This window comes from Sphingomonas endophytica, from assembly GCF_014199415.1.
Classification (GTDB): domain Bacteria; phylum Pseudomonadota; class Alphaproteobacteria; order Sphingomonadales; family Sphingomonadaceae; genus Sphingomonas; species Sphingomonas endophytica.
In genome coordinates, this window is sequence record NZ_JACIJN010000008.1 from 182,375 (window position 1) to 205,742 (window position 23,368).

Genomic DNA, 23,368 nt, shown 5'->3' on the forward strand with positions numbered 1-23,368 from the left:
TCAGCGCCCGCGATCGCCCCCCGGATGATCGACCGGGCTTACGCTCGCAGGCCCGTCGCACAGCCACCCGGCGGCGGTGGTCGGCAGCTCGTTGATGCTGCGAATCCGCCGCCGCATCAATCCATTCGCATCTCGCCACGGCAACGTCTGCCGACCGGCGTGAACGGGATCATTGTTGGGGCGGCGCGTCTTTCGTGGCCGCGGGATCGCTGGCCTGTGCGCGGTTCATGTTCTCGACCTCCGCCTTCGTCTTGAAGTCGAGCAGTTCGACCTGGAACACGAGATCGGCGTTCGCCGGGATCGGCCCCGATGCGCGGGCGCCATAGCCCAACGCCGCCGGAATGCAGAAGCGTGCGACGCCGGTGCGCGCCATCGTCTGCAATCCCTGCGAGAAGCCCGGGATCACCGCGTCGACGGGCAGCGGCGACTGCATTCCCTGATCGAACACCGTGCCGGTTGCCGCGAGATAGCCGATATAGTTCACCAGCACGACATCGCCCGTACCCGGCCGGGCGCCCGTGCCGTCGCGCAGCGTCGTCGCGCCCAGCCCGGCCGCGGACGTCGTCGCACACACGCGCTGCCCGGCCGGCACCACCGGATTTAGCGGCAGCGGGATGATCCGGTTGTCTGCCTTGATCGTCGCCGGCGTGGCGACGGACGGCTTTTGCGAGGCAGCCGCCGCGATCGCCGGCAGCGGCGCAGCGAGCGAAGCCAGCAGCGCGGTCCGGATGAGGCGGGACGAAGCTTGCGAAAGGATCGACATGGCCGCCGCTATAGGCAAGCGCGGTCGGTCGGCCAAGCCGTCCCAAATGATCCGCCGACGCCGGTGTCGCCTCGCCAGCGAGGGCGCCCGGCAACCGGCGCCGGTCCGGCTTCGTCGACTTCCGTCCGCCACGCCACCTTCGCAACAAAGGTTCACAAAGTTTCCCATTGCTATCAATGGTAAGGCAACCTATCCAAAAGTCGAACATAAAGATGGACTCACCATCTGACGGAGGGGACGATGAAGCGCTTGTCTCACATGAACCTGCTGACGGTTTCCGTCGGCGTCCTTGCCCTGTGTCATCCGCTGGGCGCGGCGGCGCAGACGCCGCAGTCGATCGACGCGCCAACTGCGGCGACCGACCCGTCGATCGACCTGCCCGCGGACCCGACCGCCGCTGCCGCGCAGGACGCGGGTGCGGGCGAGGTGGTGGTGACGGGGAGCCGCATCGCGCGCTCCACCTTCCAGCAGCCGACCCCGATCACGACGATCACCGAGCAGCAACTGGAGCAGAAAGCCGCCACCAACGTCGTCGACCTGTTGCGCGACGTGCCCGCGCTACGCCCCAACCGCAACAACGGCAGCGGTCGCAATCTCGGTCTCGCGACGTTCAACATGCGCGCGCTCGGCTCGACGCGCACGCTGCTGCTGGTCGACGGACAGCGCGTGATGGACAGCAGCCCGATCGCCAACGGATTCGACATCAACATCCTGCCCGCGCCGTTGATCGCGCGGCTGGATATCGTCACCGCGGGCGCGTCGTCGGTCTATGGCTCCGACGCGATCACCGGCGTGGTCAATCTGATCCTCGCCGACAATGTCGAGGGCGGAAAGCTCGACGCGCAATATAACGTCTCGACCCACGGCGATCTCGGGCAGATTTCGGCGAGCGCGCTGTACGGTGGCAAGTTCGGCGGCAACCGCGGGCGCTATTTGCTCGCCGGCTCCTACTTCAACCAGCCCGACATCATCTACCAGGGCGCGCGCGACTGGGGGCGCAACGGCGTCACCTTCATCCCCAATGCCGCCTATACGCCGACCAACGGGCAGTTCCGGCAGTTGATCGTGCCCAACGCGCGCTATTCGCAGATGACCGCCGGCGGCGTCATCACCTCGACCGGGCCGTTGCGCAACATCCAGTTCGGCGCGAACGGCGCGCAGTCGATCTTCCAGCAGGGCACCAACGTCGGCACCGTCTGGATGGAAGGCGGCGAGGGGTTGATGCCGCAGCCGACCTTCGCGCCCTTGCAGGTCGCCTCGCGCCAGATCAGCGGCTTCGGCCGGCTCAGCTACGATTTCACCGACGACGTGACCGGCCGCCTCGACGTGCTCGCCGCCAATACGCTGGCGCGCAGCACCGGCAATTACAACACCAACAACGGCGACATCACGATCCGTCGCGACAATGCCTTCCTGCCCACGAACATCCGCGATGCGATGATCGCCAACAATCTGACGACGATCCGCGTCGGCCGCTACAATCCGGAACAGGGCCGCAACGAGAACTCGACCGAGAACAGCTATTACCGGGTCAGCGGTGCGCTGACCGGCTCGCTGTCGGAGACGTGGAAGTGGGCGCTGGGCGGCAGCTACACCTATGCCCGCTCGCTGATCGAGGGACGCAACAACCGCAATCAGGGCAATTGGGCGCTGGCGCTCGATGCGGTGGTCGGCCCGAACGGTCAGCCGGTCTGCCGTTCGACGCTGACCAACCCGGGCAACGGCTGCGTCCCCGCCAATATTTTCGGGATCGGGGCCGTTACGCCCGAAGTGAACGCGTATGTGCTCGGCACCTCGCGACAGGATTCGCGATCGCAGAGCGGCATCGCCAATTTGAACGTGTCGGGGACGGTGTTCGATACTTGGGCCGGCCCGGTGAAGGTGGCGGTGGGCGGCGAATATCGCCGGGACTCGGTCGACAACCGCTCCGATCCGGTCTCGGACGTCAACGGCTGGCGGCAGGGGACGTTCGGTTCCTATTACGGCAAGCTGGAGGTCAAGGAAGCCTATGGCGAAGTGTCGATCCCGCTGGCGCGCGAGACCGGGTTCGCGCGCAGCCTCGACCTCGATCTCGCCGGGCGCGTCGTCGATTACAGCACCGTCGGGTCGACCGCGGTGTGGAAGGCCGGGCTGAACTACGCGATCAACGACGACATCCGCCTGCGCACCACCTATTCGCGCGACTTCCGTGCGCCGCGCATCAACGATCTGTTCGCGCAGGCCAATATCCGCATCGGCACCGTCACCGATTTTCTGACCAACCGCACCGCCAACGTGAACTTCCTGATCGGCGGCAACCCGAATCTCGGGCCGGAGACCGCCTATACCTTTACCGGCGGGATCGTGTTGCAGCCGTCCTTCATCCCGCGGCTGCAGCTCTCGGCGGACTTCTACGACATCGACCTGCGCGACGCGATCATTACGCCGGGGCAGCAGGAGGTGGTCGACCGCTGCGGCCGCGGCGACCAGATCTTCTGCGCGGGCGTGCTGCGCGACGAAACCGGCGCGATCACGCAGGTCAACGCCAACTCGTTCAACGCGCAGACGCTCAAGACCCGCGGCGTGGATTTCGAGGCGAGCTATGCCTTCCCGCTGTTCGCGGGCACCTTCACCACGCGCGCGCTGGCGACCTATGTCGACCGGCTGGTCTCCTCCACCGCCAACGGACAGGTCGACACCGCCGGGCAGTTGCAGGGCGGGTTCGCGACACCCAAGTGGCGCGGCTCCACGACGTTCCTGTATGATCAGGGGCCGCTCAACCTGCGGTTGCTGTTCAACTATATCGGCCCGGGCACCTTCGACAATGCGTTCGGTCCGCTCGACCTGAACCGCAACCATTATCCGGCGTATCTCTATACCGACATGTCGGTCACCTATGACGTCACCGATCGCTTCCAGATCTACGCGAAGGTCGAGAACCTGACCGACACCGATCCGCCGCTGCTCGCGGAATCGAGCATTACCGTCGCGCTCGCCACCCTGTCGCAATATCACGATCTGCGCGGTCGCGTGGTCGGCATCGGCGGGCGGATCCGCTTCTAGGCGGCAAGCATGACCCTTTTACTTCCGAGGTACAGCGCATGAAGATCGGCTTTGTCGGCACCGGGATCATGGGGCGGCCGATGGCCGGGCACCTGCAGGCGGCGGGGCATGAGCTGTTGCTGGTGCAACATCGCTCGCCGGTTGCGGAGGAGTTGCTGGCGGGCGGGGCGACCGTCTGCGCTTCGGCGGACGATCTCGCCGCCCAGGCGGAAATCGTGATCCTGATGCTTCCCGACACGCCCGACGTCGAGCGCGCGCTGTTCGGCGCGCAGGGCGTCGTCGCCGGGCTGCGTCCCGGCACCTGCGTCGTCGACATGAGCTCGATCGACCCGATCGCGACCCGTGACTTCGCCGCGCGGATCGCGGCGGCCGGCGGCGACTATGTCGATGCGCCGGTGTCGGGCGGCGAGGTCGGGGCGAAGGCGGCGTCGCTGACGATCATGTGCGGCGGCAGCGAAGCGGCATTCGCACGCGTCGCGCCGCTCTTCGCGGTGATGGGCAAGAACGTCACCCACGTCGGAGACGTCGGTGCCGGGCAGGTCGCGAAGGTCGCCAACCAGATTATCGTCGCGCTCAATATCGAGGCGGTCGCCGAGGCGCTGCTGTTCGCGTCCAAGGCCGGGGTCGATCCCGACAAGGTCCGCGCCGCGCTGATGGGCGGGTTCGCCGCGTCGCGCGTGCTGGAGGTGCATGGGCAGCGGATGATCGACCGCACCTTCGCGCCCGGCTTCCGCATCGCCCTGCACCAGAAGGACCTCAACCTCGCGCTGTCGAGCGCGCGCGCGCTGGGGCTTGCGCTGCCGAACACCGCCTCGGCGCAGCAATTGTTCAGCGCCTGTGTCGCGCGCGGCGGCGCGGACTGGGATCATTCGGCAATGGTGCAGGCGCTGGAGGCGCTGGCGGATCATGCGATCGCGAAGGTCGGGGCGTGACCGTCTCGCGGCGCCTCGCGCTCCAGACGTTGTCGCTGGCCGGGCTCGGCGTGGCGGGCGGCGCGCTGGCGCAGGGGCCGCGGACGGGTGGGGCGTTCGACCCCAAACACTGGTGGTTGCAGGATTATCGCATCGTCCAGACGAATCTGCGCGAGATCGACATTCGCGAGAACCCGCGCACGATCGCCCGCGCGATCCGCGATTTCGGCGGCAACGTCATCGTCTCGAACATCGGCGGGATCGTCGCTTTCTATCCGACGAAACTGCCCTACCAGCGGCGTAACCCGTATATGGGCCGCGGCGACTTCGTGCGCGAGATGATCGCCGCCGCGCACGACGAGGGGCTCGCATACATCGGCCGCTTCGACCTCTCCAAGGCGATGCAGCCGGTCTATGACGCGCATCCCGACTGGTTCATGCAGAACCGCGACGGCACCCCGCGCGCGTTCGCCGGCACCTATCAGGCTTGTCCGAACGGCGGCTGGGCGCAGGACTATGGGCTGCGGCTGCTCAGCGAGGGGCTGACCCGCTACAAGCCCGACGGCATCTTCTTCAACATGACCGGCTATCCGCGTACCGATTACGCCAATGTCGACCACGGCATCTGCGTGTGCGGCAATTGCCGGCGCGTGTTCCGCGAGATGTACGGACGCGAGCTGCCCGCGAAAGAAGGCTATGGCGATCCCGCCTGGCCCGACTATCTCGCCTTTCAAGCGCGGACGTCAGAGGCGCTGCGCAAACGCATCTCCGATCATATCGCGACGCTCGCGCCCGGCGTGCCAATCGCGCAGCACGACAGCACCGAGCAGGTCGGCCGCGGCGAGGTGCAGCGCCGCGTCGATCGCACCGGCCCGGAATGGGCGTACCAGTCGGGCGAGCAATGCCGCGCCGCTTCGGCCCGCAGCCCCGGCACGCCGTGGTCGTCGACCTCCACCGCGCACATCGACTATCCATGGCGACAGGTGACCGAGACCGCCGCCTATCACGAGAACCGCATGGCGCAGGCGATGGGGGTCGGCGCGAAGCTCGATCTGTACCTGATGGGCACGCTCGCCGACCAGAACGATCCGACCTACCTGCCGCCGGTGTCGCGGCTGTTCAAATGGCGCGCCTCGAACGAACGTGCCTATGCGGGGATGAGCGAGTCCGCGCGCGTCGGCCTCTATCAGTCGGGCGCGTCGGCGCGGCTGGCCGGAATGACGCCCTATGCGGCGTGGCAGACCGCCGAGCTTCGCGGACTCTACAGCGCGCTGGTCGACGCGCGGATCCCGTTCCGCTTCGTCAGCGATGCCCGCGTCGCCGATGGCACCACCGACCTGAGCGCGGGCTTGGACGTGATCGTCCTCCCCAATGCGATGATGCTGTCGGACGCGGAAGCGGCGGCGCTGGACCGCTTCGTCGAGTGCGGCGGCCTGCTGATCGCGACCGCCATGCCCGGCGCCTTCGATGAGAAGGGGCAGCCGCGCGCGACGGTGCCGCTCGCTTGTTTCCCGCTCGCCCGCTACACACCGCCGCAGCCGATCGAGGGCTGGACGCTCGACCCCGCGGTCAGCACGCTCAAGGTGACCGGACGCGTCCCGCTCGACGGCGTCTATGCCGGTGGCACCGCGCGCGCGGATGTCGAGACGCTGATGCGCTTCGCCCCCGATCAGCGTTATGGCCCGCCCGAGTTCAGCTACGCCATCCCCGGTGTCGCGGCGCGGCGCGACCCCGGCGTGTCGCTGCGCACGCACGGGAAGGGGCGCGCGGCGCACCTCCCGTGGTTCGTCGGCTGGCAGTATCTCCGCGACGGCCTGCCGGTGCATCGCGAGCTGATCGAGCGGCTGATCGCACGCCACGCACCCGCGCCGCGCTTCGTTCTGGCGGGCGCCGGCCCGGTCGAGCTGATGGTAATGAGCCGCAGCGACGGCGCGTCGTTGCTGACGATGGTGAACTACGCGGGGCAGCGGAACACGCATTATGCGCCACCGCCCGCGCTGCACGGCCTGCGGCTCGGGGTACGCGGCGCGGTGTCCGGCGCACGCGCGCTGGTCGGCGGACAGGCGCTGGCGGGATCGGCGGCACCCGACGCTACCGGACTCACATGGCTCGACCTGCCGCCGGTCGGGGCGTTCGAGGCGGTGCTGCTGAACGGCTGACGTCGGCGCTTTTAGCGACGCATGGGCGGCGCTATATCTGGATCATGATTTCAGGCGCACTCCGATGAACGCACCCTCGATCCGGCCCGCCAAACTGGCCGATGCGATCGCCGAACATGTCCAGCAGATGATCCTGGAGGGCTCGCTGCGCCCCGGCGAGCGGCTGTTGTCCGAGCGCGAGCTGTCGGCGAAGCTCGACGTCTCGCGCCCGTCGCTGCGCGAGGCGCTCGACAAGCTGATCGCCGCCGGTTTCCTGACCACCAATGCGCAGGGCGTCGCGCACGTCAGCGACCAAATCGGCAAAAGCCTGCGCGATCCGCTGCTGCAATTGATGGACACGCCCGAGGCGCGGATCGACTGCCTCGAGCTGCGCGCCGAAATGGAAGCCGCCGCCGCCGCCTTCGCCGCCGAGCGCGCATCGTCGGTCGACCGCGAGGCGATCACGCGCTGCTTCCAGGCGATGAAGGTCGCGCACGAGGCGCAGGACGTCGACGAGATCGCGCGCACCGACGCCGAATTCCACTTCGCCATCTACGAGGCGAGCCACAATCTCATGATGATGCACTTCATGCGCAGCATCGAGAGCATCCTGCGCTCGAACGTCTATCTCAACCGCAAGAACCTGTACGAGCATCGCCGCGAGAAGGATTCGCAGCTCCGCGAGCATCAGGCGATCTATGACGCGATCATCGCGGGCGACGTGGAGGGCGCGCGCGAGGCGGCGCGGCTGCACATGACCACCGCGATGCGGACGCAGCGCGAGATCTACGAGGCCGAGCGGCGGCTGGAGGCGAGCATTCGCCGGCTGGCGCGCGGTGACATCGTCGCGACGAAGAAGGCGCGCGCCGCCGAGGTGTGACCTCGGGCGCTTGCCTCACTCGTCGCCACGGACTTGAACCGGGACTCCGCGATTGGACAGTCTGTGGCAAGAAGCGGGAGTCGGGATCACGTCCGGGATGACGATCAGGGTGTGCTACGCCGCGCACGCCGTAACGGCGAACGTCACGCGCCCCAGAGCCCCGTAATCCGCAACATAACGCCCGGGCAGCAGCCAGCCACGATCGCCGATCTTCCCCGTGACGATCAGATCGACAGGCCGGGGCGCATAGCCTGCGGCCGCCGCCAGCCTCCGCACCGTCGCGAGGCTTGCCGCCTGCCCGCCGAGCGACTCCCCGGCGATACCCGACGCGATCGTCTCCCCCTCACGGCGTAGCGTGACGCGCAACGCATCGAGGTCGCGCCCGGCCGCCGGTTGCCCCGCGCCGCGAACATAGCGGGCGGCGGAAATGTTCGCCGCCACCATGTCGACCGCGCTGTAATGATCGGGGTCGCGATAACCGATGTCGGGCAGGTCGATGACCGGCAGCACCTGCCCGTCGCGGTGCCCCAGCTTCAGCTCGAACGCGGCGCGGCGATACCCGCATAGCGAGATCGTCCCACCATCGTCAGCGCCCCCGACCGCGAACAGCACGCCGACCAGCGGCGCGCGTACCCCGCGCCCGGCCAGTGACGCCGGCGACATCAGCCCGCCCTTGTATCCCGCGATGCGATCGCCCGCGCGCCGCCGCATGGCCACGTAGCGGTGTTGCAGGCGATACGCCTCCGCCATCGTCGTGCCGGGCCGCATCGCGGTGATCGGGGCGAACGGAAGCGCCCCACGCTCGGCTGCGGTGAAGCGGGCGAGATAGTCGTCCCCGCGCGTGCAACCGGCCAGCAACAGCGCGGCGAGCGCGACGTGCCTCACGACGGGATCATCCACGGCAGCAGATGCTGCTGGACCATCACGATCACGCCCAGCACCAGCGTCAGGAAGACGCTGTGCTTGAAGGTCCGCGCGAGGATCGCGCCTTCCTGCCCTCGACAATCGGTGGTGCTGGTGCCGGTGGCGATATTCTGCGGCGAGATCATCTTGCCGAGCACCCCGCCCGAGGCGTTGGTCGCGGCCATCAGCACCGGATTGAGATCGAGCTGCCGCGCCGCGACCACCTGCAAATTGCCGAACAGTGCGTTGCCCGACGTGTCGCTGCCCGACAGGAACACCGCCAGCCAGCCGAGGAACGCCGACAGCAACGGGAACAGCGGCCCGACCGAGGCCACCCCAACGCCCAGCGTATAGGCCATCCCCGAATAGTTCATCAGATAGGCGAGTCCGACGATCGTCATCGTCGTGGCGAGCGGCAGCCGGATCTGGCGCAGGGTGCGTTTCGTGGCGGCGGCGAGTTGAGGAGCCGAGAGCCGGACGAGCAGGGCGGTGATGACCGTTGCGACCAGGATCGCGGTGCCGGTCGCGAGCGGCTGGAAGCTCCAGATCGCGGCATAGGCCTTGCCATAGGTGGTGATGAAGATCGCGTCGTGGAGCCCCGGCCATTCCAGCTTCGTCTCGCCGATCGCATTCACCTTCAGATGCACCCACAGGATCACCGTCACCGACAGCACGATCCACGGCAGCCACCCCTTGAGGCCGTTGCTCGCGGTGGCAGGCGTCGGTGCCGGGGCAGCGACGGCGCGCAAGGCGAAGGCGGGATCGGGGGCGAAGCGCCACAGCTTCACGAACACCAGGGTGCAGATCAGCGACGCAAGCGACGAGAGCACGTCAGTCAGCGCGTACCCGAGGAAATTGGACGACAGGAACTGCATCGACGCGAATGAGCCGCCCGCGACCAGCAGCACCGGCCACACACCGCGGATCGCACGGACCCCGCCATAGACCGCGATGACGTAGAACGGCAGCAGCAGCGCGATGAGCGGCAATTGCCGTCCCACCATCGCGCCGAGCGCTACGTCGGGCAATTGCGTGACCGCGCCCAGCGTGATGATCGGCGAGCCGAGCGCGCCGAACGCGACCGGCGCGGTGTTGAACATCAGCGTGAAGACGATCGCCTCGACCGCGGGGAAGCCGAGCGTGATGAGCAGCGCGCTGGTGATCGCGATCGGGGTGCCGAACCCGGCGACGCCTTCGAGCAGGCAGCCGAACGAAAAACCGATCACGATCAACGCGACGCGGCGGTCGTTGGGCAGATGCCGCACCATCCAGTCGCTGAACGCCGCGAAGCTGCCCGAGGCGACCGCGACATTGTAGAGCAGCAGCGCGTTGAGCACGATCCACATCACCGGCCACGCCGCGAACGTGGCGCCCGCGGCGATGCTGTTGAAGGCCATGCCGATCGGAAGCTGCCAGACCGTCACGGCGAGGAGCAACGCCACCGCGACACCGGCAAGCGAGGCCTGCCATGCCGGGCGCCGCAGCACGCCGAGCAGCAGCAGCACGGTGGCGATCGGCAGCGTTGCCAGCAGGAACGACAGCGGTAGATTGTCGGCGACAGGCGTAACCAGTTGACGAAACATGTCATTCCTCTCGCTGCACCCTTCGGGCGTCAACCATACGGCTAACCGACGATCACTCTTGTTGGCAAGTAAAACTATCCAAGCCCGCATCTGGGTGGTTGGCGTCGGTTGAGTGCAACGTTTCGCCTGCTGCGCGATTGGATCGCAGGCTTAGTAATTGCATGGTTGCGTTAATTGGTAAGAAAGAATAGCCATACAGTGGGCGGATGATCGCCGGGGAGTAGGGTGGCATGATCGGCAACGACGCGGAGATCGACCGTCGCAGCGTGATCGGGGCGGCGGCGATGCTGGGGGCGGCGGCGGCGCTGCCTGGCGGCGCCGCGAACGCCCAGTCACCGGGCAGCGGCTGGGAATGGGGCCCGATGCGCTGGGTGCAGATCTGCGCCACCGAGGATGACCCCGGCCGTTACGACAAGCAGTTCTGGCTCGATTTCCTGCAACGCACCCGCACGCAAGGCGTGTGCCTCAGCGCCGGTGGCGTGACCGCTTTCTACCCGACGCAGGTGCCATTCCACTACCGCAGCCCGTTCCTCGCCGACGGCGATATGTTCGGCGAGCTGGTCCACGCCTGCAAGGCGATGGACATCCGCGTCCTCGCGCGCGTCGATCCGCATGCGATGCGCGCCGACGCGCTGGCCGCGCATCCGGAATGGGTCGCGCGCGATGCCGCCGGGCGACCGAAGCGCCACCCGGCCGATCCCGAACTGTATCTGACCTGCCCGAACGGCGCGGTGACGTTCGAGTGGATGCCGCAAGTGCTCCGCGAAATCGTCTCGCGCTATCCGGTCGACGGCGTGTTCGGCAATCGTTGGGCGGGAAGCGCGGGCATTTGCCACTGCAATGTGTGCCGCACGAAGTTCCAGAAGGCGAGCGGGCGGGCAATTCCGGCAACGCTGAAGGATCTCGGCGATCCCGCGGTGCGCGCTTACCTCGTCTGGGACGACGAAATGCGCTACGAGCAGCTCGATTTATGGGCACGGACCGTCACCGGCGTGAACCCGCAGGCGTTCTTCACGCCCGGCACCTGGGGCCGGCTCGACCCGCGCCGGCTGCGCCGCACCGCACGCGCGCTCTTTGCCGACCGACAGGCGCGCAGCGGCAATGCACCCGCGTGGCTCAACGGCCGCAGCGCCAAGGAGACCGCCTGCCTGATGCCGGACCGCCCGGTCAGCGGCATCTTCGCGGTCGGTGAGACCGCAACCCCCTATCGCTTCATGGATTCGGTGCAGGCGCCGACCGAGATCCGCGCCTATCTCCACGACGGTCTGGCGCACGGATTTCGCCCGTGGATGACCAAGTTCAAGGCCGAGGTGTTCGACAAACGCTGGGTCCCCGCGGTGGCCGACTCCTATGCGTGGCACGCCCGGCACGAGAAATACTTCCGCAACATCGACAATCTGTCGCGCGTGGCCATGCTGCACTCGGCGCAGACGAACACCTACTATGTGCCGGAAGTCCCACGCGATAATGGCGCCGGCGGCCCACAGGACGCCCAGTCGCTGCGCGGCGGATCGGACGATGCCACCAACGGCTTCTATCAGGCCCTGGTCGAGGCGCGCGTGCCGTTCGCGTTCGTCGACGAACGGTTGCTCGATCCGGCGGCGATCGACCGCTACCGCGTCATCGTGCTCCCGAACATCGCTGCGCTCTCCGATGCACAATGCGCGGCGCTGCGCGGCTACGTCCGGCGCGGCGGCGCGATCGTCGCGACGCACGAAACCGCCCTGTGCGACGAATGGGGCAACCGGCGCGCGAACTTCGGGCTCGCCGATCTGTTCGGCTGCGACTATGCCGGGCGCGTCGATCAACGGGTGGCGAACAGCTATCTCTCGGTGCGTGGCCCGCATCCGCTGACCGCCGGGCTGGACGACACACCGCGGATCATGGCCGGCACGAAGCAGGTGCATGTCCGGCCCCACGACCCGCGGATGCGTGCGGCCTTCACGTCGGTTCCGAGCTACCCCGATCTGCCGATGGAGAAGGTCTATACCGCGACGCGCCGCACCGATGTGCCGATGGTTTTCGCGCGCACCGTCGGCAAGGGGCGGGTGGTGTACTTCCCGTTCGATCTCGACCGGACGTTCTGGGAGAATTCCACCGGCGACCATCTGACGGTGCTGCGCAATGCGGTGGCTTGGGCGGCAAATGCGCCGGAGCCGATGACGGTCAGCGGCCCCGGCCTGCTCGATGTGGCCTATTGGCGCCAACAAGGCTCGGTCGCGGCGCATCTCGTCAACCTGACCAACCCGATGGCGATGCGCGGCTATATGCGCGAGGTGATCCCGGCGGGTCCCTATCAGATTAGCCTGCAGCTTCCGCCCGGTACCCGGCCGGCCGCGGTACGTCTGCTGGAGGCGGAACGCGATGCCGTCTATCGGCGCGAGGGCGATCGGTTGATCGTCGAGGTGCCGCAGATCAAGCTTCACGAAGTCGTGGCGGTCGACCTCGCATGAGTGCCATGCCCGAGGTGGTCGCGTCGGCGTGGACCGACCGCGAGGCGCGCGCCGCGCTGCGTCACCTGTTCGACGTGGCCGTGGCCAGCGCCGACCCCACGCACATGCTGGCGGCGCATCTGCCCGAACGACCGGTCGGGCGCTGCGTCGTGGTCGGCGCGGGGAAGGCAGCGGCGGCGATGGCCACCGCCGTCGATGCCGCATGGCCCGACGTCGTGCTGAGCGGGCTGGTCGTCGTGCCTTATGGCTATGGCGCACCCGCCGGGCGGATCATGGTGCGCGAGGCGGCGCATCCCGTACCGGATGACGCCAGCGAGGCGGCGGCGCGCGCAATCCTGACGATGGTCGGCACCTTGTCACGCGACGATCTGGTGCTGGTGCTGATCTCCGGTGGCGGATCGTCGGTGATGGCTTTGCCGGCGGACGGCATCACGCTGGCGGACAAGCAGGCGGTGAGCCGGCTTCTGCTCGCCTCGGGGCTGGACATCCGGACGATGAACATGGTCCGGCGGCGTCTGTCGGCGATCAAGGGCGGCAAGCTGCTCGCCGCCGCACAGCCCGCGCGTGTGGTGACGCTCGGGATCAGCGACATCCCCGGCGACGATGTCGCGGCGATCGCATCGGGGCCCTCGGTGCCAGACCCGACCGCCGATGCCGATCTGAGCCATGTCGTCGGGCTGTTCGGGCAGCAGCTTCCGGCCAGGGTGGCGGAGCGGCTGCTCGCACCGGTCGCAACGCCATCATTGATCGAGGATTACGACTTCCGGCTGATCGGCACCCCCGCCGCCGCGCTGGCCGCGGCTGCCAAGGCCGCTCGGTCGCTGGGGCTCGCTCCGGTGCTGCTCGGCGACGATCTGGAGGGCGAGAGTCACACGCTCGGCGCCGAAATAGCGCGGCTGGCGCTGGCCGGGGTGGCGGTGCCTACCGTTTTTCTGTCCGGCGGCGAGACCACGGTGACGCTCGCCGGAAGCGCCTGCGGACGCGGCGGCCGCAACACCGAATTCGCGCTCGCGCTGGCCTGCGCCCTCGATGGTGATGCCGGCACCTGGGCGCTCGCCGCCGATACCGATGGCGAGGATGGCGCAAGCCACGCCGCCGGCGCGCTGATCGCGCCGGATACGATCGCCCGCGCCGCGGCGATGGCATTGGACGCCCGCGCGTTCCTTGCCGCGCACGACAGCGCGACGCTGTTCGACGCGCTCGGCGATCTGCTGCTCACCGGGCCGACGCGGACCAACGTCAATGATTTCAGGGCAGTGCTGGTGCTGCCGCAGGAGATGCACGCATGACGCGACTGGCTGCCAATCTGACGATGATGTTCACCGATTTGCCGTTTCTAGATCGCTTCGCCGCGGCGGCCGGGGCGGGCTTCGCGGCGGTCGAATTCGTCTCGCCCTATGCCGAAGCGCCCGAGGCGGTGGCCGAGGCGGCGCGGCGGCACGACCTGACCGTGGCGTTGTTCAATCTGCCGCCGGGTGACTGGGCGGCGGGCGAGCGCGGCTTCGCCGCCGATCCGGCACGGACAGAGGAGTTCGCCGACAGCGTCGATCTCGCCTTGCGCTATGCACGCGCCACCGGTTGCCGGACCTTGCACCTGATGGCGGGCAAGATCCCCGACGCGGCCGACCGGGCGCAATGGACCGAGACGCTGGTCGCCAATACGCGGCTGGCGGCGGACCGCGCGGCGGCGGAGGGCGTGACGCTGGTACTGGAGCCGATCAACACGCGGATCGATCTGCCCGGTTATTTCTACGATCGCACCGAAGCGGTGCTCGACGTGATCGACGCGGTCGGCCGTGACAACGTGCGCCTGCTCTACGACGTCTATCATATGCAGATCATGGAAGGCGATGTCGCGCGTACCATCGAGCGATTGCTGCCGCGCATCGGACATATCCAGATCGCCGACAATCCCGGACGCCACGAACCGGGGACCGGCGAGCTGAACTTCCCGTGGTTGTTCGGCAGGATCGCAGCGCTGAACTATGATGGCTGGATCGGGTGCGAATATGCGCCGGCGGGCGACACCCGCGAGGGACTCGGCTGGGCGGCGGCCTATCTCGACCGTCGCTGATCGCCTCCGGCTGCACCGGCGCGTGAACGTCGCGGCACGTGGATGGCGTCCGAGGTGAAGCCCGGACGCCATCGGCGCGACGTCGGTGGTTCAAGGCTTGCGTGCGGGCAGGCCTTGCGCGGCGGGCAGGGTGACGATGTCGGACGATTCCGCCCAGAGGTTGATCCCGCCATCCGCGGCGGCCTTGTCGATGGCGGCGAGTTCGTCGGGCGAGAAGTCGAGCGTCCTGACCGCATCGAGCGAGTCATCGAGTTGCGCGACGGTGCGCGCGCCGATCAGCGCGGAGGTGATGCGCGGATCGCGCAACACCCAGGCGATCGCCAGCTGCGCCAACGTCTGGCCGCGCGCCGCCGCGATGTCGTTCAGCGCGCGGATGGCGGCGAGGTTCTGCTCCGTCAGCAAATCCTGCGACAGCGATCCGCCGCGGTTTGCGCGGGCGTCCTGTGGCACGCCGTGCAGATATTTGTCCGTCAGCATGCCTTGGGCCAGCGGGGAGAAGGCGATGCATCCGGTGCCGAGATCCTCCAGCGTGGCGAGCAATTCGCGTTCGATCCAGCGGTTGAGGATCGAGTAGCTGGGCTGGTGGATGAACAGCGGCACCTTCTCGGCGGCGAGGATCTCCGCCGCCTGCCGCGTCAGGCCCGGTTCGTAGGAAGAAATGCCGACATACAGCGCCTTCCCCTGCCGATGCAGTTGCACCAGCGCGCCCATCGTCTCTTCGAGCGGGGTCGCCGGATCGACGCGGTGCGAATAGAAGATGTCGACATAATCGACGCCCATCCGCTTCAGGCTTTGCTCGCAGCTGGCGATCAGATACTTTCGTGATGACCCGACGTCACCATAAGGGCCGGGCCACATGTCCCATCCCGCCTTGGTCGAGATGAGCAGCTCGTCGCGGTGCGCGCGAAAATCTTTGGCGAGCACGCGGCCGAAATTGTCTTCGGCCGAGCCATAGGGCGGGCCGTAATTGTTGGCGAGGTCGAAATGGGTGACGCCGCGATCGAAGGCGCGCCGCAGGATCGCGCGGCCGGTCTCGAACACGTCATCACCGCCGAAATTCTGCCACAGCCCGAGGCTGATCGCGGGCAGCCGCAGGCCGCTCCGGCCGGTGCGTCGGTAAGGCATCCGGCCATCGTAGCGATCGGGGGACGCGGCATAGGGAGAGTCGAACGGCATGGTGGCTCCTTTAAGGATGCCCAACGCGCGACGCTTCAAGCGTTTCATTCTCCCATGCCGCGAACCAATCGGCATAGCCGGTGTTGCGCGCCATGCGCCGGTTCAGGTCCGGGGCGCTATCGGTCCACCACACCGGCCCCCGTTCGCCGAGCCCGATCTTCGCCGCGTCCACCCGCTGCCGAGCCCGTCGCACTGCCGCCTGGTCGTCGTCCCGCAACGCCGCCTGCACCGCGCGACGTGCCGACATCAACTCGTCGACCAGCGTCTGCCGCAGCTCGGGTGCGAGCAGGGGATTGCTCTTGCGCCATAATCGTCCACGCACGACGAGGTAGCGACCATCGGGCGTGGTCGGCGCCTCGCGTGCTTCAGCTGCCATGTGTGCTCGTCGGCGGAGTTCGGTGGGACGGCAGGCACCACATCGGGGTCACTGCCGTTGGGCGGTCGACAGCGAATAGGGCCGCGCCGCCGTCGCGCGCCCCCAATGTTTGTCGGGCTTGTCGGTCATCGTGAAGCGCAACGTTCCACCGGCGCGGATCTCCGCATCGCGCAGGAACGTGCGGCCCAGCGGTTTGCCGTTCAGCGTCACCGCGCCGACATAGCGGTTCGCCTCGGAGAAATGGTCGGCGTGCACGTCGAACACGCGTCCGTTCCCGAGCCGCAGGCGCGCGCGCGCGACGAACGGTCGGCCGATCACATATTCGTTGCTGCCCGGCGCGACCGGATAGAAACCGAGCGCGGTGAACACCAGCCATGCCGACATCTGCCCGAGGTCGTCGTTGCCGCTGAGCCCGTCCGGGGTCGGCTTGTACTGGCTGGCGACGATCTGCGCGAGCCGCTCCTGCGTCCGCCACGGGGCGCCGGCATAGCTGTAGAGATAGGCGACGTGGTGGCTCGGTTCGTTGCCATGGATATACTGCCCGATCAGCCCGGCGATATCCTCGGCATGGCTGTAGTCCAGTTTGGACATGTCGTAGTCGAACATCGCGTCGAGCTTGCGGATCGCGCGCGCGTCGCCGCCGAGCAGCCGGAACAGCCCGGCCTGATCCTGCGGCATGAACCAGCTATATTGCCAGGCGTTGCCCTCGGTATAATCCGACCCGTAGTTGATCGCGGTCGGATCGAACGGCGTGCGGAACGTGCCGTCGCTGCGGCGCGCGCGCAGCCAGCCGGTCTTCACGTCGAAGCTGTTGCGCCAGAAGGTCGCGCGGCGGTCGAAGCGCGCGGCGATGTCGGTTCGCCCCAGCGCCCGCGCCATCCGGGCGATCGTCCAGTCGTCATAGGCATATTCGACGGTCTTCGACGCCGCCTCCGGCTCGCGATCGATCGGGACATAGCCGCCGCTCATATACGCGCCGAGCCCCCCGTAAGGCGCATAGCTGGCGCTGGCGACCATCGCGTCGAGCGCGGCGTTGGCGTCGAACCCACCGATGCCCTTCAGATAGGCGTCGGCGATCACCGGCACCGCGTGGTAGCCGATCATCGTCCAGGTCTCGCGCCCGGCGAACTGCCACACCGGCAGGATGCCATGCGGGCTGACGCGCTGGCTGGCGAGCAGCGAATTGACCACATCGCTGGTGGTCCGGTCGGGCTGGACCAGCGTCAGCAACGGGTGCTCGGCGCGGAACGTATCCCAGAGCGAGAAGGTCGAGCGTTGCGTATAGCCTTCGGCGCGATGGACCTGATCGTCGGGCCCGCGCCAGCGACCGTCGGCATCGCTCCACACGCTCGGCGCGATCAGGCTGTGGTAGAGCGCGGTGGCGACCATCGTCTTCATCGGCGCCGGTGCCTCCAGCGCGACCGCGCCGAGCGCCTCGCCCCATGCCGCCCGCGTGCGCGTGCGGACGGCGTCGAAGTCGCCCGGCTCGGCCTCCAGATTGGCGATCGCGCCGGCCTCGTCGACCCCCGACAAGGCGAGCTTGACCTCGAGCGGGCGGTCGAGCGTGCCGAAATCGAGGCGCGCTTCCAGCGCACGACCCAGTTTCTCGGCCAGGCTGTCGTTGCCCTGTCCCGGCGGTGCGAAACCCTTGTAGGGCACGTCCTTGTCACGATCGAGCAGCGCATGGCCGGTGAGCGGCGCGGAGAACCGCATCGCGAAGAACAACTTGCGTCCCGGCGCCCAGCCGCGCGTCTCGCGGAAGCCGGTCAGCGTGCCGTCCGGCCGCAGGTGCAGCCCCGACCACAGGATCTTGGCGGGATAATTGTAGAGCGAGGAGCGCAGGTCGAGCACCAGATGCGCCGGCTGTCCGGCCGGAAAGGCGTAGCGGTGAACCCCGACGCGCGTGCCGGCGGTCAGTTCGGCGCGCACCTTCGGGCCGTCGAGCGTCACCGCGTAATAGCCGGGCGATGCCTCTTCGCTGGCGTGCGAGAAGCGCGACCGGTAACCGGGGGCAGCGACGGTGCCGGGGTCCAGCGGAACCGTCGCACCCGAGACCGGCATGACCAGAATGTCGCCGAGGTCGGAGTGACCCGCGCCCGAGAAATGCGTGTGGCTGAAGCCTTCGATCGTCGGATCGTCGTGCCGGTATCCTGCGGCGTGCGCGTAGCAGTCGCGGATGACGCAAGCGGTGTCGGTATCGGGTGACAATTGCACCATGCCGAACGGGGCGACCGCGCCGGGAAACGTATGCCCTTCGCCGCCGGTGCCGATGAAGGGATCGACCGCGCCGATCGTGTCGGCGATCTGGGCGGCAACCGGCGCGGCGGTGAGCGCTGCCAGTGCGAGCGCTGCGGCCCCGGCGCGGACTGGCCCGACCCTGTTCCGCTGCTGATCGTTGCTCATCCCGCGCTCCGTCGTTCTCGCCGATCGAACGCGGCTGATGCCACGTGAGCTGAATAAAAACAGCAATTTTCGTAATTTGAGGGGGCAGATGACGGTCAGGAGCGCACGCGACGGTGCCATGACAGACAGGGCTGACAGCAGGAGATGTAAACGTCGATGATCGCGTTATCGTTGTCACAACCTGCATCAAGGCACTGATTACAAAACATTTCTCTCCAAAATTATTTTGACAAAGTGTTTTCTTTATTGCGACATGCGCCTGTCGCAGCGACCAAGAACGGGCACGCCTCTTCAGCGTGAACCGGCGCCATCTCACGAGCGTGACGCTGGCTGCAACGCACAGGGAGCCGGCCGCGGGGCTGATGCCCGGCCGGGACAAGGGAGAGGTTGAATGTCCGATCGTCACAATCGACCGGGGGTGCCCGGGCGACGTTTGATGACGTTGCTGCTGGCGACCGCCGGCATCAGTATCGCCGCTGCGGCACAGGCGCAGGAGACGACGCCGGCCACGGCGCCGGCCGTCGCGCCCGACGCCGCCGCACCGGACACGTCGGTTCCCGACAGCAACGTGGGCACGGCGCAGGACGCCGGTGATGCGGCGGCGGGCGATATCGTTGTCACCGGCTATCGCCGCTCGATCGAGGAGAGCCTCAGCCGCAAGCGCGAGGCGAACGCCTTTGTCGACGTCATCACCGCCGAGGACATCGGCAAATTCCCCGACAAGAACGTCGCGGACTCGCTCCAGCGCGTCCCCGGCATCATCATCGACCGCGATGGCGGTGAGGGATCGCGCGTCAGCATTCGCGGCCTGCAATCCGACCTGACGCTGACGCAGCTCAACGGCAATTTCATCGCCTCCGCCGACGACAACGAGCCGTCGCGCTCGTTCAACTATCTGCTGCTGCCATCGAACATGATCGGCAGCGTCGACGTCTTCAAATCGCCCGAGGCGCGGCTGGACGAAGGCGGGGTCGGCGGTACGATCATCCTCCACACCCGCCGCCCGCTCGACCTGAAGTCGCTGAGCGGCTTCGTGTCGGTCGAGGGCACCTATGCCGACGTGACCGAGAAGGTGCAGCCGCAGATCGGCGGGCAATTGTCGTGGAAGAACCCCGACGAGACGCTCGGCTTCCTGGTCGGCGCGACCTATCAGGAGCGGACGGTGCGCGATCACCGCGCCGCGGCGTCGAGCTGGAACTGGTGGACATACAGGCAGGCGACCCAGCCGGCCACCGACGTCAATGGCAATCCTTATGCCAATGACGACGCGATCTCTTACTGGCCGGAGAACACGGGCGCGACCACGCAGGCCGGGCAGCGCTTCTCGGGCTATTGGGCGCCGCAGCAGGTCAGCCAGACCGTCACCGAGCAGAATCGCAAGCGGCTGGGCATCCAGGCGACCGCGCAGATGAAGCCGTTCGACGACTTCACCGTCACCGCCAATTACTTCCGCTTCCAGGTCGACGACGATTTCATCAGCAACGGCATCCAGATCCCGGAATGGGGATATGGCAATTTCTTCTCGGGCGCGACGCTCGACAAGAGCGGCACGATCTTCCAGTCCGCGCAGTTCCAGGTGCCCGCCGACGGCACGGGGTGCCGCGTGCAGGTCGGCAACCAGCCGCCGTGCACGATGGAGACGCCGCAGATCTACGGCACCTACAGCCGGGAAAAGTCGGTCTCGAACACCTTCGACGTCGAGGGCGCGTTCAAGCGCGATCGGTTCGAGGCGGTGTTCAAGCTCGGCAAGACCCGCGCCACCGGCGGCCCCTCGGCGCGGTTCAGCGTGGCGGCCAAGCCGCGCGTCGTGAACGGCATCGTCGGGATCAACGGCAACCAGTTCAGCGCGTGGAACTTCACCGACCAGTCGGCCAATTTCGAATTTTCGCCCGACCTTCAGGACAACATCAACAACGGGCTCACGCAGATCGATCTGGGATCGACCAATTCGTCGTTCAACCGCAGCTCGATCGCGCAGCGCTATGCGCAGCTCGATCTGACGCGGCGCTTCGAGACCTTCCTCGATTCGGTTCAGGTCGGCGCGAAGTGGCGCGACGGGCAGGTCAATCGTGCGACCGGCCGCAACGAATGGTATGCCGATCCCGCAACCCAGTTGCGCTATCAGGACACGCCGGGGGCGGCGACCACGCGGCCGGGGTTCTTCTTCGACAAGCCGCTCGGCAATATTGCCGGCGGGTTCAGCGGCAACGCCTTCCCGGCGATCGACTTCCGCAACTATCTCGGCTATCTGAACAACACTTATGGCGATGCGGTGCGCGTCGACGAAACGGGCTTCGTCTACGGTATCGGCGAGCGGATCTGGGCCGGCTATGTGCAGACCAACTTCAAGGCCGAGCGCTTCCGCGGCAATCTCGGGCTGCGCTACGTCAACACCCGTCAGACCGGCGTCACCTCCGACCGGCTGCAGATCCTCAACGATTATTGCGTCAACGCGGAAGGCGGACCGTTCGTGACGCCGCCGGTCGGCGCTGACGGCAATTGCATCACGCTCCCGCTGGCGCAGCGCGAGACGATCGTGAACACGCAGCTCGACCAGACGCGCACCTACAGCGACTGGTTGCCGAGCCTGAACGCCTCGTACGATGTCACCGACAATCTGCTCTTGCGCGGTGCGGTGGCGCGGGTGATCGCGCGGCCGGCCTTCACCAACCTCGGCTCGCAGCGCAGCCTGACCTATCGCTCGCCCGAATATGCGTTCGACCGCCGGCAGTTCGGCGAGCGCGAGGGCTGGTCGGGGTCGGGCGGCAATGGCGCGCTCAACCCGTTCAAGGCGTGGCAATATGATATCGGCCTCGAATGGTATTTCAAGCGCGGCTCGGTGCTGGGCGCGACCGCGTTCCGCAAGGACGTGTCCGACTTCATCGTGCCGCTGGTGCTCGACGTCACGCAGACCGTGAACGGCCGGCCAGAGCTGATCCAGCCGTACAGCACGGTCGCGAACGGGTCCAACGCGCGCTCGCAGGGCGTCGAGGTTTACGCGCAGCACACGTTGCCGTTCGGGCTCGGCGCACAGGTCAACTTCACCTACAATGACACGTCGGTGGCGCAGATCACGCTGGAGGGGCAGAATGTCGGCAGCTCGCCGCTGGTCGGCAGCGCCAAGACGCAGCTGAACGGATCGCTGTTCTACGAGAACGATCGCATGTTGTTGCGCGCGTCATACAACCGCCGCGGCGAGGTGGTGCGCGGGCTGCAATCCGGGCTGAACGTCTATGACGATCCCTATGAGCAGATCGATCTGAACGCCTCGTACAACCTGTTCGAGAATTTCGTGCTGAGCGCCTCGGTGATCAACCTGACGAAGTCCGAACAGCGCCAGCATCTCGGCAACGACACCGACGCGCGGTTCATCTCGAACGTCTATTCCGGCCGTCGTGCCTATGTCGGCGTTTCGTACAAGTTCTGACGCGGATTATCCTTCCCCCCCTGGGTGGTCGCGGTGCGGCCACCCACTTTTTCGACAAGGGGTACTTGCCATGAGACGACGTGCGGCGAAGCGATGGATGAAGGCGGCGCTGGTCACCGGCGCCGCGTTGCTGTCGGCGGGTGCGCTCCGCGCGGCCAATCCGATCGTGCCCGGCTGGTATGCCGATCCGGAGATCCGCATCTTCGCCGGCGAATATTGGATCTATCCGACCTATTCGGACGATCCCGCCACCCCGGCCGCGCCGTCGCGCTTCTCCGCGCAGCAAAGCGAGGACCGCCAGCGCCGGATGGTGCGGCCCTCCTATGCCAAACAGACGTTCTTCGACGCTTTCTCGTCCCCGGATCTGGTGCACTGGACCAAACACCGTCGCGTGCTCGACGTCGAGAATGTCGCCTGGGCGGCCTATGCGGTCTGGGCGCCATCGGCGATCGAGGTGAACGGGCGCTATTATCTGTTCTTCAGCGCCAACGACATCCAGAGCGACAAGGAAGTGGGCGGGATCGGCGTCGCGGTCAGCGACACGCCCGGCGGCCCGTTCCGCGATGCGCTCGGCAAGCCGCTGATCGGCGCGTTCCACAATGGTGCGCAGCCAATCGACCCATTCGTGTTCCGCGACGACGACGGGAAGGTGTATCTCTATTACGGCGGCTGGAAGCATTGCAACGTCGTGCGGCTGTCCGCCGACCTGTCGACGGTCGAAAGGCACCCTGACGGGACGACGTTCAAGGAGATCACTCCGCCGGGCTATGTCGAGGGCTCCTTCGTCATCAAGCGCAAGGGCGTCTATTATCTGATGTGGTCGGAGGGCGGCTGGACCGGCCCGGATTACCGGGTCGCCTATGCGACCGGCCCGTCGCCGGTCGGACCGTTCACGAAGCGCGGCACGATCCTCGCGCAGGACATGAAGGTCGCGCGCGGGGCAGGGCATCATTCGGTGGTCAACGTGCCGGGCAGCGACGACTGGTACATCGTCTATCACCGCCGTCCGCTGAACGACGACAAGGGCGAGCATCGCCAGATCGCGATCGAGCCGATGCGGTTCGCGAAGGACGGAACGATCCTGCCGGTCACGCTGACCAACAGCGGCGTCACCACGCCGCGCCCGCTGCGCCGGAAGGACAATCGTTGAAGAGGAAGCTGATGCGCAAGGCGATTGCGGCGCTGTGTGCGGGGACGATGATCGCGGCACCCGCGGCGACGGTGGCGCAGGACGCTACC

At 67.3% G+C, this 23,368-nt stretch carries 15 protein-coding genes; 9 read left to right on the forward strand and 6 right to left on the reverse strand.

From position 1 onward, the window contains the following. Nucleotides 1-169: 169 nt before the first annotated feature. Complete coding sequence (locus FHS97_RS12945; protein ID WP_246346652.1) at nucleotides 170-799, reverse strand: FKBP-type peptidyl-prolyl cis-trans isomerase; 630 nt, start codon at nucleotides 797-799, stop codon at nucleotides 170-172. A gap of 204 nt (nucleotides 800-1,003) precedes the next feature. Here FHS97_RS12945 and FHS97_RS12950 point away from each other — a divergent pair, with 204 nt between their 5' ends. From FHS97_RS12950 to FHS97_RS12965, 4 genes are all read left to right on the forward strand, one after another. Beyond that, nucleotides 1,004-3,805: a TonB-dependent receptor plug domain-containing protein gene (locus FHS97_RS12950; RefSeq protein ID WP_184038438.1), complete on the forward strand. Its 2,802-nt coding sequence runs from the start codon at nucleotides 1,004-1,006 to the stop codon at nucleotides 3,803-3,805. After that, on the forward strand, nucleotides 3,751-4,737 hold the full coding sequence (locus FHS97_RS12955) for a 2-hydroxy-3-oxopropionate reductase (RefSeq protein WP_343053452.1): 987 nt from the start codon (nucleotides 3,751-3,753) through the stop codon (nucleotides 4,735-4,737). The genes FHS97_RS12950 and FHS97_RS12955 overlap by 55 nt, the downstream gene beginning before the upstream one ends. Then, entirely contained in the window at nucleotides 4,734-6,875 is a 2,142-nt protein-coding gene (locus FHS97_RS12960; protein ID WP_184038442.1) for an alpha-amylase family protein, read from the forward strand. The genes FHS97_RS12955 and FHS97_RS12960 overlap by 4 nt, the downstream gene beginning before the upstream one ends. 64 nt (nucleotides 6,876-6,939) lie before the next feature. Further along, the gene (locus tag FHS97_RS12965; RefSeq protein ID WP_184038445.1) at nucleotides 6,940-7,734 is read left to right on the forward strand and encodes an FCD domain-containing protein; all 795 of its coding nucleotides are present in this window, start codon (nucleotides 6,940-6,942) and stop codon (nucleotides 7,732-7,734) included. A 114-nt stretch (nucleotides 7,735-7,848) separates the two neighbouring features. Here FHS97_RS12965 and FHS97_RS12970 read toward each other — a convergent pair whose 3' ends face one another. Next, complete coding sequence (locus FHS97_RS12970) at nucleotides 7,849-8,619, reverse strand: hypothetical protein (protein WP_184038447.1); 771 nt, start codon at nucleotides 8,617-8,619, stop codon at nucleotides 7,849-7,851. Further along, the gene (locus tag FHS97_RS12975; protein WP_184038450.1) at nucleotides 8,616-10,220 is read right to left on the reverse strand and encodes an L-lactate permease; all 1,605 of its coding nucleotides are present in this window, start codon (nucleotides 10,218-10,220) and stop codon (nucleotides 8,616-8,618) included. The genes FHS97_RS12970 and FHS97_RS12975 overlap by 4 nt, the downstream gene beginning before the upstream one ends. Nucleotides 10,221-10,450: 230 nt before the next feature. On the opposite strand from FHS97_RS12975, the gene FHS97_RS12980 reads away from it, so the two are divergent. The 3 genes from FHS97_RS12980 to otnI are packed head-to-tail and all read left to right on the forward strand — an operon-like array spanning nucleotide 10,451 to nucleotide 14,747. Then, complete coding sequence (locus FHS97_RS12980; protein WP_184038453.1) at nucleotides 10,451-12,673, forward strand: alpha-amylase family protein; 2,223 nt, start codon at nucleotides 10,451-10,453, stop codon at nucleotides 12,671-12,673. Further along, entirely contained in the window at nucleotides 12,670-13,962 is a 1,293-nt protein-coding gene (locus FHS97_RS12985) for a glycerate kinase type-2 family protein (RefSeq protein WP_221233289.1), read from the forward strand. The genes FHS97_RS12980 and FHS97_RS12985 overlap by 4 nt, the downstream gene beginning before the upstream one ends. Next, nucleotides 13,959-14,747 (forward strand): 2-oxo-tetronate isomerase, encoded by a 789-nt coding sequence (otnI, locus tag FHS97_RS12990; RefSeq protein WP_184038456.1) that lies wholly within the window; start codon nucleotides 13,959-13,961, stop codon nucleotides 14,745-14,747. Before FHS97_RS12985 ends, otnI begins: the two co-directional genes overlap by 4 nt. A gap of 90 nt (nucleotides 14,748-14,837) precedes the next feature. Here the strand turns inward: otnI and mgrA are convergent, their stop codons facing one another. From mgrA to FHS97_RS13005, 3 genes are read right to left on the reverse strand one after another with little or no spacing between them, the layout of a single operon-like run. After that, a complete protein-coding gene (mgrA, locus tag FHS97_RS12995) occupies nucleotides 14,838-15,923 on the reverse strand; it encodes an L-glyceraldehyde 3-phosphate reductase (protein WP_184038459.1) in 1,086 nt (361 codons plus the stop codon). Between the two features lie 10 nt (nucleotides 15,924-15,933). Further along, nucleotides 15,934-16,299, reverse strand: a complete 366-nt coding sequence (locus FHS97_RS13000) for a hypothetical protein (protein ID WP_184038462.1) — start codon at nucleotides 16,297-16,299, stop codon at nucleotides 15,934-15,936. 48 nt (nucleotides 16,300-16,347) lie between these two features. After that, entirely contained in the window at nucleotides 16,348-18,702 is a 2,355-nt protein-coding gene (locus FHS97_RS13005; protein WP_184038466.1) for a GH92 family glycosyl hydrolase, read from the reverse strand. Between the two features lie 391 nt (nucleotides 18,703-19,093). On the opposite strand from FHS97_RS13005, the gene FHS97_RS13010 reads away from it, so the two are divergent. Together FHS97_RS13010 and FHS97_RS13015 are read left to right on the forward strand one after the other, a co-directional pair. Next, nucleotides 19,094-22,129, forward strand: coding sequence for a TonB-dependent receptor (locus FHS97_RS13010; protein ID WP_184038470.1), 3,036 nt, complete (start codon nucleotides 19,094-19,096; stop codon nucleotides 22,127-22,129). 70 nt (nucleotides 22,130-22,199) lie between these two features. Beyond that, nucleotides 22,200-23,279, forward strand: coding sequence for a glycoside hydrolase family 43 protein (locus tag FHS97_RS13015; RefSeq protein ID WP_246346653.1), 1,080 nt, complete (start codon nucleotides 22,200-22,202; stop codon nucleotides 23,277-23,279). The last annotated feature ends 89 nt before the right edge of the window (nucleotides 23,280-23,368 follow it).

Bases quoted from the DNA above. Each gene is read 5' to 3' on its own strand.
- FHS97_RS12980 (WP_184038453.1), top strand. From the start codon at position 10,451: ATGATCGGCAACGACGCGGAGATCGACCGTCGCAGCGTGATCGGGGCG.
- FHS97_RS13010 (WP_184038470.1), top strand. From the start codon at position 19,094: ATGTCCGATCGTCACAATCGACCGGGGGTGCCCGGGCGACGTTTGATG.
- FHS97_RS12975 (WP_184038450.1), bottom strand. From the start codon at position 10,220: ATGTTTCGTCAACTGGTTACGCCTGTCGCCGACAATCTACCGCTGTCG.
- mgrA (WP_184038459.1), bottom strand. From the start codon at position 15,923: ATGCCGTTCGACTCTCCCTATGCCGCGTCCCCCGATCGCTACGATGGC.
- FHS97_RS13005 (WP_184038466.1), bottom strand. From the start codon at position 18,702: ATGAGCAACGATCAGCAGCGGAACAGGGTCGGGCCAGTCCGCGCCGGG.
- FHS97_RS12950 (WP_184038438.1), top strand. From the start codon at position 1,004: ATGAAGCGCTTGTCTCACATGAACCTGCTGACGGTTTCCGTCGGCGTC.
- otnI (WP_184038456.1), top strand. From the start codon at position 13,959: ATGACGCGACTGGCTGCCAATCTGACGATGATGTTCACCGATTTGCCG.
- FHS97_RS13000 (WP_184038462.1), bottom strand. From the start codon at position 16,299: ATGGCAGCTGAAGCACGCGAGGCGCCGACCACGCCCGATGGTCGCTAC.
- FHS97_RS13015 (WP_246346653.1), top strand. From the start codon at position 22,200: ATGAGACGACGTGCGGCGAAGCGATGGATGAAGGCGGCGCTGGTCACC.
- FHS97_RS12965 (WP_184038445.1), top strand. From the start codon at position 6,940: ATGAACGCACCCTCGATCCGGCCCGCCAAACTGGCCGATGCGATCGCC.
- FHS97_RS12985 (WP_221233289.1), top strand. From the start codon at position 12,670: ATGAGTGCCATGCCCGAGGTGGTCGCGTCGGCGTGGACCGACCGCGAG.